Consider the following 14,326-nt stretch of genomic DNA (forward strand, 5'->3'; position numbering starts at 1 on the left):
AGAACATATGGTGGGAATTGAAGGCAGGAATTCATGGCTGAAAAACGGGTGGCAGACAAGCAGCAGGGAAATATCTTGCTGGTATCGATAATTATGTTATTGGCGTTGAGTTTAATGATGTTGAAAGCGCTCCATTATCAACAAGAAAACGCGATGCTTATGATGATGGATGAACAAAATTATTTGAAGGCTTTTCTGCGGGCAGAATCATCACTGACATGGGGGAAAGTGCAGTCATGGCAGATCAATCAGCAAGAAATGGACGGTTGGTTTTGTTTGCAACAAACTGAATTTCATCTGAAAAGTTGCCTCAAGCGCTATTCGGATAATCTTTTTCTATTAAAAGGGATCGCTCAATTTACATCAGGGGAAAATCTTGAACTTTATCAATGGATGAAACTGATGAAAAACTTAAATCAAGATACACTTATTTCTATTGCATTGACTCCTGTTGAAAGTGGTTGGCTGGATTTTTGTCCTGTTCCTCAGGCCGAATTTTGTTTATGAAAATCTTCCATCAATCTAGGCGGCAAAGGCGGCAAGAGGGCATGAGTTTGCCGGAGGTTATGGTGGCATCCGTCGTATTTGCGATCTCTTTACTGGGTTTAATGCGTTACCATCAGGCATTGTCAGCAAACTTCCAGCAATATTGGGGGCAACTTAAGGCAGTACGATATGCCCATGATCAGTTGGAGCAATATGAGCGTTTGGAAGGGCAAATTGGATTGAGGAAAACAGAGGAAGATACGGCATCACAGCAGAGATGGAAAATGGAATTTCAACGAGAATTTCACTCATTGGGATGCTATCAAGTAACAGTTAAGTTGACAGTACATTACAATAAACCAAGTAAATTAGAACGCTGGTTTTGTGCAAGTGGGAGCATTGATGTTTAGAGTTTATCATTCAAATCAACTCGATATTCTCAAAGAGTTGATGACGATATTGATCGGGGATAATCCCCTTTCTGACCCATTTGGCAAAGAAGTGATTCTGGTTCAAAGCCCAGGGATGTCACAATGGTTGCAGATTCAATTGGCAGAGAAATTGGGTATTGCCGCGAACATGGAATTCCCGCTTCCCGCGACCTTTATCTGGCAGATGTTTACTCAAGTATTGCCTGATGTTCCCAAAGATGGTGCCTTTAGCAAGGATGCCATGAAATGGAAATTGATGACGCTGTTGCCTGATTTGTTAACAGAACCAGAATTTTCGGCGCTCAGGCACTATCTTGACCAAGATATTGATAAACGCAAAATCCACCAGTTGGCTGGCCGGACAGCCGATCTATTTGACCAATATTTGGTTTATCGTCCGCAATGGTTAGAAAGCTGGGAAAACGGTCAATTAATTGAAGGGTTGAGCAGTAATCAATTGTGGCAAAAAAGATTATGGTCTGAATTGACAGAATATACTCGCCAGCTACAACAACCTTTGTGGCACCGAGCTAACTTATATCATCGATTTATCACAACATTGGGAAAAGGGAATTTTCCAGTGGAAAATCTACCCTCACGTATCTTTATCTGCGGAATATCTGCATTGCCTCCTGCTCACCTGCAAGTATTTAAGGCATTGGGGCAACATATTGATATTCATCTGATGTTTACTAACCCGTGCCAATATTATTGGGGGGATATTCAGAGTCATGCGTTTCTCGCCAAGTTAAATAGCCGTAAACCAAAACATTATAAAAGCAGACAATTGCTGGAAAGATTCAAAGATCCAGAAAATGCTCCATCACTCTTTAATGAAGAGGGTGAGCAGAATTTGAATAACCCATTACTGGCATCTTGGGGAAAACTGGGGAGGGATAATCTCTATTTGCTGTCACAACTGGAGCCTGATTCAGATGTTCATGCTTTTGTTGAATTGGAACCTGATTGTATCTTGCATCAAATTCAGCGAGATATCCTTAACCTTGAAGATCATGCTCAGATTGGTTCTACGGAAAATACCTTCAAAAATAGCCTGAAAAAGCGCTTGTTTGATTGTACGGATCGCTCTTTGACTTTTCATTCATGCCATAGTCCACAGAGAGAAATAGAAGTGTTGCAGGATCAGATCCTGCATTTGTTGGATGATGATCCCTCTCTGAGTCCGAGGGACATTATCGTGATGATGGCAGATATCGACAGCTACGCACCCTATATTCAGGCTGTTTTCGGTAATGCGCCTGATGACCGTTATATCCCCTTTGCCATTTCTGATCGTAAAGTTCGTCAGGCACATCCTGTCTTACAAGCGTTTATTACCCTGCTGGATTTACCACAGAGTCGATTTACGGCTGAGCAGGTACTGGCATTATTGGAAGTGCCCGCTTTAGCCAACAAATTTGCTATTCAGGAAGACGGGTTGCGTTTGCTGCGGCGCTGGGTGAAAGAATCGGGGATCTGTTGGGGGCTGGATGATGACAATATCGAGGAATTATCTTTGCCTGCTACGGGGCAGAATACTTGGCGTTTTGGTCTGACACGGATGTTATTGGGTTATGCGATGGACAGTCATGCTGGGCCGTGGAATGATGTTTTGCCTTATGATGAGTCCAGTGGCCTTGCTGCCGAGTTAGCCGGACAACTGGCTGAATTTTTAATGGAGCTGAATCGCTGGCGTAAAATTTTGGGTGAAGAGCAGCGATTAGCGGATTGGTTGGTTGTGTGTCCGCAATTGTTGGAAACTTTTTTCGAAGCGGATGATGAAATTGAACTGGTATTGGCACTGATTAATCAGCAATGGCAAAAATTGATTGATAATGGTCTAAACGCACATTATGGCGGAAGTGTTCCTTTGGTGCTGCTTCGCGATGAATTGGCGTTTCGTTTTGATGATGAGAAGATCAGCCAGCGTTTCCTGGCGGGATCACTCAACTTTTGTACCCTGATGCCTATGCGTTCTATTCCTTTTAAAGTTGTTTGCCTGTTGGGAATGAATGACGGGATTTATCCGCGAACTGTCCCGCCACTTGGGTTTGATCTTATGGCAGAAAAAACTCAGCGAGGGGATAGAAAACGGCGCGATGATGACCGCTATCTCTTTCTGGAAGCCTTGGTTTCGGCAGAGCAATTTCTTTATATCAGCTATATCGGTAAATCGATTCGAGATGATACCGAGTGCAATCTATCCGTGCTGGTCAATGAGTTACTGGATTATGTTTGCCAGAGTTTTTGCCGATCAGGTGATGAAATGCTGAATGTGGATGACAGTGCAAAAAATGTCAAAAATCATTTGCTTGTACAGCATACTCGTGTTCCTTTTGCGACGGAAAATTTCTTGCCCGACCATTATTCACAAAGTTATGCCGCAGAATGGTTGCCAGCAGCGACGCAGCAGGGCATTTCAGCGATTGATTTTTGTCAGCCGATTGTATTTGATCGCAGCGAAGTAAAGGAAGTTGCACTCGATGAATTGATTCGTTTTTATCGTCATCCTGTCAGGGCATTTTTTCAGCAACGGCTAAAGGTGCATTTTGTCATTGAAGAGATGGAACTGCCTGAAGAGGAACCTTTTGTACTGGATAATCTGCAACGTTATCAGTTTAACCAGCTGTTGCTAAACATTTTGATAGAACAGGGGCAACCTGAATCTTTGTTCTATCATCTCCGAGCATCGGGTGGCTTGCCATATGGTTCCTTTGGTGAAGTCTATTGGATGGATCAATTAGAGTCCATGCAGCCATTGGCGGATAAGGTGCGTGAAGAGAGAACAGAGTCTTTTTCCATCGACTTATATGAGGAACTAGACACCGTGATATTGACTGGCAGGATTAATCAGATACAGCCCGATGGAATTTTACGTTGGCGTCCAGCGAACTTAACGGCCAATGATGGTATCCAATTATGGATTGAGCACCTTGCCTACTGCCTTTCAGGTGGCACCAGTGAAAGCCGCATGTATGGAACTGGAAAAAAGGGAAAAAAGGAGAAAGAGGATAAAAAAGTTCCAGATTGTCGTTTTTTACCATTAGGACAGGATGAAGCGAAAAAGTATCTGAACCAGATGATAGAAGGCTATTTTCAAGGAATGTCTGAACCTCTCCCCCTGTTTTGTCGAAGTGGTTTGGCATGGCTAATTGATTGTTTAGACAAGGAAAGTAAGGAAATTGATTTCAGTGAGGAATCTCAACAAAGTGCCGAGAATAAATTGATGGAGCAATGGCTGGGGACACATGACAGAAAAGGTGAAAGCTGCGATCACTATATACAGAGGGCTTTCCGGCAAGTTGATCTATCACTTATTGAGCGTATGAAACGCGAAATTCAGAGCTATTTGTTACCGATGGTTTGTTATTCAAATGGCTCGTTATTTAAATAAATAGGGAGAATATTAGGTTATGCCTAAATATGTTATCCGCATCATGACGATGCTCTTTTTGCTGTTTTGTGGGGTAACGGCATATGCTCAATCACCGTGGCAGCCGCTGTCGGATACGATTCACAAAAGTGATCGCGATCCTCGCCAATATAAAGCCATTCAATTAGAAAATGGTATGACAGTACTGCTGGTTTCTGATGAGAAGGCTATTAAATCATTGACTGCTGTTTCGATTCCGGTCGGTCATATGGAAAATCCAGATAATCAGCTTGGTTTGGCTCATTATCTGGAGCACATGGTATTAATGGGTTCCAAACGCTATCCTCAACCTGGCGGATTTGCTGAGTTTCTGCAAAAGCATGGAGGAAGTCGTAATGCCAGTACAACTGCCAACCGTACGGCATTCTATCTGGAAGTTGAAAATGATTCTTTGACAGAAGCGACTGACCGTCTGGCTGATGCGCTTGCGGAACCGCTGCTGGATCCAGTGAATGCCGATCGTGAACGCCATGCCGTTGATAACGAAATGACCATTGCTCGTGCGGGTGAAGGGCATCGCATTTGGCAAATCCGTTCTGAGACTATCAATCCTGCCCATCCCAATGCTCGGTTTGCTGGCGGGAATCTAGAAACACTAAAAGATAAGCCCGATAGCAAATTACAGACGGCACTTGTTGATTTTTACCAGCGTTATTACTCCGCCAATTTGATGAAAGGGGTAGTGTATGGTAATCAATCGATAGACAAACTGGCTCAGATTGCAGCAGAAACTTTTGGTCGCATCCCAAATCGACACGCTTCGGTGTCTGCCATTACCGTTCCAGCAGTCACAGATAAAGAAAAAGGCATCGTTATCCATTATGTGCCAGCACAACCGTATAAAGCACTGCGACTAGAATTTAGCATTGCTGACAATAGTGCCGATTTTCGCAGCAAAACAGATGGATATATCGGGTATTTGATTGGTAATCGCAGTCAAAATACTTTGTCTGATTGGCTGCAAAAGCAGGGGTTAATTGAAGGTATCAGTGCTTCCGCAAATCCAAAAAACGATGGTAATGCAGGGACGTTTGGTATTTATGTTTCGTTAACGGATAAGGGACTTGAACATCGTGATCAAGTGATTGCAGCTATTTTTTCTTACATTAATCTATTAAAGCAAGAGGGTATTCAAAAGAGTTATTTTGATGAAATGACCAAGGTGCTCAATGTAGCATTCCAGTATGCGTCAATCATACGGGATATGAACTATATTGAGGGGCTGTCCGATGCTATGCTGCAATTGCCTATTTCCCATGTACTGGATGCCGGTTACCTTGCCGATGCTTTCAATTCGAAAGCGATAGCTAGCCGTTTAGATGAGTTAACGCCCGAAAATGCACGTATCTGGTTTATCAGCCCAACAGAACCACATAACAAAGAGGCTTACTTTGTTCAGGCGCCCTATCAGGTTAATAAAATTACTCAGAAACAGCTAACGGAATGGAAAAAGCTTGAACAAGGAGTTTCATTCTCTTTACCTGAATTGAACCCCTATATTCCTGATGATTTATCTCTGATTAAAACATCTGCTAGCCAAAAGCACCCTAAAATGATTTTGGAAAAGGCAAATGTTCGCCTGTTTTATATGCCAAGCCAATATTTTGCAGATGAGCCTAAGGGCAGTATCACATTGGAGATGCGTAATCCTAATGGGATGAAAAACATTAAGGATCAACTTGCAGATACGCTGCTGGCCTATTTGTCTGAAATTGCCCTTGATCAACTGGGTTATCAGGCATCGGTAGGGGGAATGGGTGTCTCTGTAGGTTACGTTGATGGTTTGAACATTGGCGTCAGTGGTTATACGCAACATTTACCGGAATTGTTAACTTCAGCTATAGATCAGTACATCTCATTTATGCCAACTCAGGAGGAGTTGAATCAGGCGAAATCGTGGTATCGGGAACAACTCGAAGTTGCCAATAATGGCAAAGCCTTCCAAATGGCCATGCAGCCTGTTTCGCGCCTTTCTAGTGTGCCTTACTTCGAGCAGTCTGAAAAATTGAAGGCGCTGGATACCATCACCGTTGATGATATTGTGAAATACCGCCAGAAGATGATCCAACACTCAGCCTTACAGGCGCTGATCTTCGGTAATTTAACGGAGCAGCAAGGTATTGATATCGTTCAATCAGCACAGAAACAGCTCGCTAATCAAGGCACCGTATGGTGGACTGGCGAGCACATCGTAATCGGCCGTAATTATGCTGTTGACTTTAAAGGCACGGCTAATAGCACTGATAACGCACTGGCAGAAATCTATATTCCAACGGGATATGATCGTATCAAGGGAAAAGTTTATTCCAATTTGCTGAGTAGCATTTTGTCACCATGGTTCTATGATCAACTGAGGACTACAGAGCAACTTGGTTATGCGGTCTTTGCTTTCGACCAAAATGTGGGTAAACAATGGGGATTGGGTTTTCTATTGCAGAGTAACAGTAAGCAACCGGATTTCCTGCATAAACGCTACCAGAGTTTCTATCAACAGGCTGATAAGAAATTGAAAGCGATGTCTGATGCTGAGTTTGAGCAGTATAAAAAAGCACTGCTGATAGAAATGCGCCAGCCGCCACAAACCTTCTATTCAGAAGTGGCTCGTTATTATTCGGATTTTGGACGCAATAATTTCAAATTTGATACACATGCGCAGGTTATCGCAGCGATGGAGAAAGTGACTAAAGCACAGTTGATTGAGTTTTATGAAAAAGCGGTTATCAAACGTCAGGGATTGGCACTGATTTCCCAAATTACCGGGAAAAAAGGCACGTCTCATCAGTATGTTGAGCTGAAAGGCTGGAAAACCTACCATTATGTGTCAGATTTCCAGAAACAATTACCGGTTAAGGTGAATGCTCAGTGAGCAAAGAAATACCGGGCCATCAGATACTAGGTCATCAAGTGGAGTCTCATAAACTTAACCCTTTAACATTGCCGCTGTATGGTCAGCGGCTGATCGAGGCTTCAGCCGGTACGGGAAAGACCTACACGATAGGCTTGTTTTATCTCCGTCTGTTACTGGGACTGGGCGGCTCTGCCGCCTTTTCCCGGCCGCTGAATGTTGAGGAGATTCTGGTTGTTACCTTTACTGAAGCGGCAACGGATGAATTGCGTGGACGTATCCGCGAAAATATCCATCAGCTTCGCTTGGCCTGTATACGAGAAGAAACCGCCGTTAGCGATCCCACTTATCAGCAATTATTGAATGAAATTCCTGATAAGGAGAGTGCGGCTAATTGGTTATTGGCCGCTGAACGTCAGATGGATGAAGCAGCGATCTATACCATCCACGGTTTTTGCCAGCGAATGCTGGTGCACAATGCGTTTGAATCCGGTGTACTGTTTGATCAAACTTTGATTCAGGATGAGAGTCAGCTACGTAAACAAGGCTGTGCAGATTTCTGGCGGCGTCACTGTTATCCTCTGCCATTGCCGATAGCCGTGGAAATTAGCCGGATATGGAGTGGGCCGGAAGCATTGCTGAAAGATATCTCTGACTATTTGCAGGGAGATATGCCGTATATCGTCAATGCGCCTGTTAGCGATGAAACACTGTTTAGCCGTCATCAAAAAATCATTGAGCAGATTGATTCGATAAAATGTCAGTGGAATGACGTCGCATCGGATTTACATGATTTGATCGCCAAGTCCGGTGTTGATAAGCGCAGCTACAGCAGCAGGTATTTACCTAATTGGTTAAATAATGCCTCTGAATGGGCTAAATCCCCGACCACAGACTATCAGCTCCCCAAAGAGTTGGATAAATTTTGCCAGTCACGATTGGTGGAAAAAACCAAAAAAGGCGATGCTCCACAACATCCGCTGTTTGAGGCTATCGATGGTTTATATCAGCACCCACTAACGCTAAAAGATATCATCATTTCCAAGGCGATTGTTGAAGTCCGCCAATCAGTTAATCAAGAAAAGCTGGTGCGTGGCTATATGGGGTTTGATGACTTGCTAACCCGTTTAGACAGTGCCTTGCGGCGAGCTGGGGGAGAGCAGCTTGCGGTGACTATCCGGCAGCGTTATCCCGTCGCGATGATCGATGAATTTCAGGATACTGACCCACAGCAATATCGCATTTTTCAGGCCATATATTGTTATCAATCCGAAAACGAGTTGCCAGAAAATCAGTCATCAGAAAATGGTTTGCTGTTCATTGGTGATCCCAAGCAAGCGATTTATGCGTTCCGTGGTGCGGATATTTTCACTTATATTCGCGCTCGTTCCAATGTTAGTGCCCATTACACGCTGGAGACTAACTGGCGTTCTTCTGCACCAATGGTGCGAGCGGTCAATAAACTATTTTACCGAACAGAACGTCCATTTTTGTTCGAACAGATCCCATTCATTAACGTGAATACAGCGGAAAAAAATCGTGGGCTAAGATTCTCTTTACATAATGAGGATCAGGCTGCATTGCGATTTTGGTTACAACCCGGTGAGGGCGTTTCCAAAGGAAGATATGAACAAAGCATGGCTCGGCTGTGTGCTGCCCAAATTCGGGATTGGTTGCAAGCCGGACAAGAAGGAAAGGCACTTCTGTATCAGGCAGAAAAAAACCGTCCGGTTATGGCGGCGGATATCACGGTGTTGGTTCGTGATCGTCGAGAAGCATCGTTAATCCGTAATGAGTTGAACGAACTCAAGATACCCTCAGTATTTCTTTCCAATCGAGAAAGTGTGTTTGATACACCAGAAGCCAAAGACCTGCTTTGGTTGTTACAGGCGGTATTATCGCCGGAAAAGGCCCGAGAGCTGAGAAGTGCGTTAGCCAGTAGCTTATTTGGCATGAGTGCGCAGCAAATCGATCAACTGAATCATGACGAAATAGCATGGGATCACCTGGTTGATGAATTTGATGGTTATGCCCGTTTATGGCGCTCCCGTGGTGTACTACCAATGCTGCGGGCGGTGATGGTGAAACATCAGATAGCAGAAAACTTGCTGGCTGGTGATGATGGTGAACGCAGGCTTACTGATATTATGCACATTGGGGAGTTATTGCAGGAGGCATCGCAGCAACTGGATAGCGAACATGCTGTTGCTCGCTGGCTGGCGCAACAGATTTCTCGTCCTAACCCACAATCAGAAGCCCAGCAGATGCGATTGGAAAGTGATCGACATCTGGTGCAGATCTGCACCATTCATAAATCAAAGGGGCTGGAGTACCCATTGGTTTGTTTGCCTTTCATTTGTAGTTACAGGAAACAGAAGCAGGCGATTTATCATGATCGCCATAATTTTGAGGCTCACCTTAGTATTTCCCATGATGATGAAAAGTTGAAGGAAGCCTTGGAGCTGGCGGATGAAGAGCGCTTGGCTGAAGATTTGCGCTTGCTCTACGTGGCATTAACACGAGCGGTTTATCACTGTAGTGTTGGTGTAGCCCCGCTCATCAAGGGAAATAGGGGGAAAACGGGGGAGACTGATTTACACTTGTCCGCCCTTGGATATCTGTTGCAGAAAGGGCAGAAAGGTGATGCTGAATTATTGGTAAGCAGCTTAGATGAGCTTTGTGATGACAGTATAGAGATTAAGCGGGTGGAAGAAACGGCCAATGTACAATGGTGCTCGCAAAGTGAAAACCTCTTGTCGTTGGGGGCCAGAAGATTCCAACGTTCCATTAGGGATGATTGGCGGGTAACGAGTTATTCGGGTTTACAACATTCAGCTTCCCATACTATTTCCCACTCTATTCTCGAAAATCGTGCCAGTGCATTTGGAGAGTCAGTCGATGTAATCGTGCAATCCATTTCCCCGAAGCTGGATATTGATGCCCGTGGTGAAAAACAGGAAGAACAATCGTTACAGGTGACCCCACATACTTTTCCGCGCGGGACATCTGCGGGAACGTTTCTGCACGGTATTTTGGAAGATCTGGATTTCGGTAATCCTCCTGATCAGGCGTGGCTGGTGGAAAAACTGATGGCATCAGGATTTGATGAACATTGGGCTCCGGTATTGGAACAGTGGATAAAAGATATTCTAAGTGCAGAGCTGAATGAGCAAGGAATACAACTTGCCAGTGTGCCCAGCCATCTTCAGCAAAGTGAAATGCAGTTTTATCTTCCAGTGGATAAGATACTGCATTCAAAGGCAATGGATGCATTGACTCGTCGTTATGATCCGTTGTCTGCACAATGTGCGCCATTGGCCTTTCATCAGGTCAAGGGCATGTTAAAAGGGTTTATTGATTTGGTTTTTTGCTGGCAGGACAAGTTTTACGTGGTGGATTACAAATCAAACTGGTTGGGAGAGAGTAGCCAGTCATATACGCAGGAAGCAATGGCGAAGGCCATGATAGATCATCGTTACGATTTACAGTACCAGCTCTATACTTTGGCTCTGCATCGTTATTTGCGTCATCGGTTAGCCCATTATGATTATCGGCAGAATTTCGGCGGAGTAATATATCTGTTCCTGCGTGGTATTGATAAGAATAACCCTGGGCATGGTATTTATCATTATTTGCCGCCCTTTGAATTTATTGACGAACTGGATACGCTTTTCAGTGCTGTTGGTGAGGAACAAAGCGTATGAATTCCATGATGTCATTATTGCAACAAGCTGTGATTCAGAAGTTATTGCGTCCGCTGGATGTACAGTTTGCGTATGCGATGATTAAAGATGAAAATCCTTTGTTACTGCTGATTACCGCCTTGTTAAGCGCTGAATCGGGAGCAGGACATGTTTGTTTACCGCTGGAACGGATCTCGCCAAAATATTTATTTGAAGGTAGGCAGCCTGAGTTGGCTGTTTTGCTTTGGTCACTGGCAGGCGAGCCGGATCAACAGCAAATTGTTGCTGCTTTGCGGTCATGTCCGGCGGTGAGTGCGGGTGAATTTCCCACACCGATGATTCTTTCTCATCAGGGTGTTTCTGATTACCGTTTGTATTTACAACGCATGTGGCAAAGTGAACGGCGTGTAGCGGATTTTTTTGCTGCTGTTGAATTGACTGGTGATCTTGGTGAAACGGCTCTTGATGAAGCTGATTTTGATAAAACTGTTTTTAATGAAATACAGCTACGTCGTATTTTGGATGAGCTTTTCGGTGTCACTGCCGAAGGCGAAATAGATTGGCAAAAAGTTGCGGCGGCAGTTGCGGTGACGAGCCGCATTTCTGTTATCTCCGGTGGGCCAGGAACGGGAAAAACAACGACGGTCGCTAAGTTGTTGGTAGCGTTGATCAAGCTGTACGAAGGGCAGCAATTAAGCATTCAATTGGCTGCCCCAACAGGCAAGGCCGCGGCTAGATTGACTGAGTCGCTCAGAGAGGCGGTCAAGAAACTCGCTTTAACGCCAGAACAATGGCGTAGCATTCCAGAACAGGCGAAAACTATTCACCGTTTATTGGGGGCGCAGCCAGATAGCCAGAAATTGCGTTATGGCCGCGATAATCCTCTCTCCCTTGATATTTTGATCATTGATGAAGCTTCAATGGTGGATTTGCCCATGATGGCTCATTTGGTTGATGCTTTACCGTCGCGGGCGAAAGTCATTTTCTTGGGGGATAAAGACCAGTTGGCGTCGGTCGAAGCCGGTGCGGTATTGGGAGATATTTGTCGCTTTGCTGAACAGGGGTATAGCGCCAAACGTGCTGAACAGTTGGGAAGATTAACTGGGTGTCCGTTAACGCGTTATTCCCAAACACATTCTGAGGAAAATGCCTCCGCCGTGCGGGATTGCCTATGTCTGCTACGCAAAAGTTATCGTTTCAATTCAACTTCCGGTATTGGGCAATTGGCATCGGCTGTTAATCAGGGAAATCGTGCAGGTGTATCTGCGGTGCTGAGTCAATCTTTTCCTGATGTTTATTTCAATCCACTTTCAGGGGATGAAGATTATCAGCGTTTGTTGGCTGAAACTGCCGCTGGCTACTATCAGTATTTGGCGATGGTGAATGAACGAGCGTCAGAAGAAGCAATTTTAGCGGAATTTAACCGTTTTCGGTTGTTGTGTGCGTTGAGGGAAGGGCCGTTTGGTGTCATTGGGCTGAATCAGCGAGTGGAACAATTGTTACACAGAAAAGGAATTATTACCCTGCCCAAAAATGTGGAGATCCGTGGCTATGCTGGGCGTCCGATCATGATATTACGTAATGACAGTACTCTTGGGCTGTTTAACGGAGATATCGGGATTATGCTCAAGAATCAGGATAATGAGCTGAAAGCCTATTTTCAGTTATCTGATGGACAGATTAAAGGATTCCAGCCGAGCCGATTGCCGCAACATGAAACGGCTTATGTGATGACTGTACATAAATCTCAGGGTTCAGAATTTGAACATACTGCATTAGTATTACCGACTCAATACTCACCGGTAGTCAGCCGAGAATTGGTATATACCGCGCTGACTCGGGCGCGGGAGAAATTGACCATTTATGCCCATAAGCCGGTTTTGGACAAGGCTGTGGCTACGGCAACACAGCGGCGAAGCGGGCTGGCAGAGTGGTTCAACCCGCAGTGAAAAAGTATCTATGGTCAAGGTTAATGCGGTTAATGATTCTATAAATTCAGCATCAAGATTTTGGAACGGCGCTGATAGTTATACAGCGCTTGTTTTTCCACTGGCAGTATATCGATTTCTGCGGGTTCAAAACCTTTCTCCTGAAACCAGTGAATACTGCGGGTTGTGAGTACGAAGAGTTTTTCTAGCCCCATCTGTTTAGCATGATTGGCAATGGAGTTCAGCAGTACTTCACCACGGGAAGAGTTTCGGTAGTCGGGATGTACGGCAACACAGGCCATTTCCCCAATTTTTTCATCGGGATAAGAGTACAGTGCAGCACAGGCGATGGTGACGTTATCGTGTTCTATCAGGGTAAACTTATCAATTTCCATTTCCAATTGTTCCCGTGAGCGGCGCACCAAAATGCCTTGTTGTTCCAATGGACGAATAAGCTCAAGAATACCGCCGATATCATTGATATTGGCACGGCGAATCTGTTCGGAGCGCTCCATAACAATTTGGGTTCCTATGCCTTCGCGGGAGAATAGTTCCTGAACCAGCGAACCATTTTCTTGATAGCTGATCAAATGGCTGCGACGAACTCCGCGGCGGCAGGCTTTAATGGCTCCCCTTAAGAAACGCGTCGTTCCTGAATAGTGATCATCAGCGTTTTCCAATTCATACAGGCGAGCTTCTCCTTCATTGGGGAACATTTCTGATAAGGTATTGCCTTCAGCATCAAGTACGCCCTGCGATGAGCAAAACCCGATTAATTTCTCCACTTTTAATTTGATCGCTAGCTGCGTAGCAATTTCTTCGGATGTCAGATTGAAACTTTCTCCCGTGACGGAAACGGCAACGGGGCCAATCAGCACAATAGCGTTATTGCCTAATTGCTGGTTGATGGCTTCCTCATCAATGCGGCGGATCCTGCCACTATGGCAATAATCGATTCCATCATCAATTCCCAAAGGCTGGGCGATAATAAAGTTACCGCTGACAACATTAATGTTGGCGCCTTGTGATGATGTATTGCTTAGGTTCATGGAAAGGCGTGCTGTAATATCCAGTTGTAACAGACCTGCTGCCTGTTTAACCAGATCCAGCGTCTTGGCGTCAGTCACTCTGGTGTGTTTATGATAAACCGATTGGCAATTATGTTCGGCGATGTTTTGTTCTATTTGTGGGCGAGCACCATACACGACGATTAAACGAATGCCCAGGTTATGCAGCAATCCAATATCGTTAACGATGTTTGGAAAATTCTCATGGGCGATGGCTTCACCCCCCAGCATAATGACAAAGGTTTTTCCTCGGTGTGCATTGATATATGGAACCGAGTGTCGAACGACTTCAACTAATTCGGTGCTGCGCTCTTTCATGAAACTCTCTCTGAATGAATTTTTATTCGCATTTTTTGTATTTTTATTCTTTTTGGGGAGGATGGCAAGAGGAAACATAGATAAAAATAACGTTATTATTTATATTGGTATAAATAAACTGGGAGAGTAAAAAAT

Annotated in this window: 7 protein-coding genes; 6 read left to right on the top strand and 1 reads right to left on the bottom strand. The window is 44.6% G+C overall.

The genetic code is table 11. The annotated features are described in order from the left end of the window. Positions 1-33 precede the first annotated feature (33 nt). From H8A87_RS09080 to recD, 6 genes are read left to right on the top strand one after another with little or no spacing between them, the layout of a single operon-like run. Positions 34-507 (top strand): YgdB family protein, encoded by a 474-nt coding sequence (locus tag H8A87_RS09080; protein ID WP_198689651.1) that lies wholly within the window; start codon positions 34-36, stop codon positions 505-507. Next, positions 504-896 carry a prepilin-type N-terminal cleavage/methylation domain-containing protein gene (locus H8A87_RS09085; protein ID WP_198689652.1) on the top strand — a complete coding sequence of 131 codons (393 nt, stop codon included), beginning with the start codon at positions 504-506 and terminating at the stop codon, positions 894-896. The genes H8A87_RS09080 and H8A87_RS09085 overlap by 4 nt, the downstream gene beginning before the upstream one ends. Then, positions 889-4,311: an exodeoxyribonuclease V subunit gamma gene (gene recC, locus H8A87_RS09090; protein WP_198689653.1), complete on the top strand. Its 3,423-nt coding sequence runs from the start codon at positions 889-891 to the stop codon at positions 4,309-4,311. The genes H8A87_RS09085 and recC overlap by 8 nt, the downstream gene beginning before the upstream one ends. Before the next feature lie 19 nt (positions 4,312-4,330). Then, positions 4,331-7,216 (top strand): pitrilysin, encoded by a 2,886-nt coding sequence (gene ptrA / locus H8A87_RS09095; RefSeq protein WP_198689654.1) that lies wholly within the window; start codon positions 4,331-4,333, stop codon positions 7,214-7,216. Continuing rightward, positions 7,213-10,899: an exodeoxyribonuclease V subunit beta gene (gene recB, locus H8A87_RS09100; RefSeq protein WP_198689655.1), complete on the top strand. Its 3,687-nt coding sequence runs from the start codon at positions 7,213-7,215 to the stop codon at positions 10,897-10,899. The genes ptrA and recB overlap by 4 nt, the downstream gene beginning before the upstream one ends. 5 nt (positions 10,900-10,904) lie before the next feature. Continuing rightward, positions 10,905-12,827, top strand: coding sequence for an exodeoxyribonuclease V subunit alpha (gene recD / locus H8A87_RS09105; protein WP_198689747.1), 1,923 nt, complete (start codon positions 10,905-10,907; stop codon positions 12,825-12,827). Positions 12,828-12,865: 38 nt separating this feature from the next. Here the strand turns inward: recD and argA are convergent, their stop codons facing one another. Next, positions 12,866-14,191 carry an amino-acid N-acetyltransferase gene (argA, locus tag H8A87_RS09110; protein ID WP_198689656.1) on the bottom strand — a complete coding sequence of 442 codons (1,326 nt, stop codon included), beginning with the start codon at positions 14,189-14,191 and terminating at the stop codon, positions 12,866-12,868. Between the last annotated feature and the right edge of the window lie 135 nt (positions 14,192-14,326).

The sequence above is a fragment of the Xenorhabdus lircayensis genome (assembly GCF_016306625.1).
Classification (GTDB): Bacteria; Pseudomonadota; Gammaproteobacteria; order Enterobacterales; family Enterobacteriaceae; genus Xenorhabdus; species Xenorhabdus lircayensis.

What these genes read in the sequence shown, in the direction of transcription:
- H8A87_RS09080 (WP_198689651.1), top strand. Translation starts at nt 34, where the DNA reads ATGGCTGAAAAACGGGTGGCAGACAAGCAGCAGGGAAATATCTTGCTG.
- H8A87_RS09085 (WP_198689652.1), top strand. Translation starts at nt 504, where the DNA reads ATGAAAATCTTCCATCAATCTAGGCGGCAAAGGCGGCAAGAGGGCATG.
- recC (WP_198689653.1), top strand. Translation starts at nt 889, where the DNA reads ATGTTTAGAGTTTATCATTCAAATCAACTCGATATTCTCAAAGAGTTG.
- ptrA (WP_198689654.1), top strand. Translation starts at nt 4,331, where the DNA reads ATGCCTAAATATGTTATCCGCATCATGACGATGCTCTTTTTGCTGTTT.
- recD (WP_198689747.1), top strand. Translation starts at nt 10,905, where the DNA reads ATGATGTCATTATTGCAACAAGCTGTGATTCAGAAGTTATTGCGTCCG.
- argA (WP_198689656.1), bottom strand. Translation starts at nt 14,191, where the DNA reads ATGAAAGAGCGCAGCACCGAATTAGTTGAAGTCGTTCGACACTCGGTT.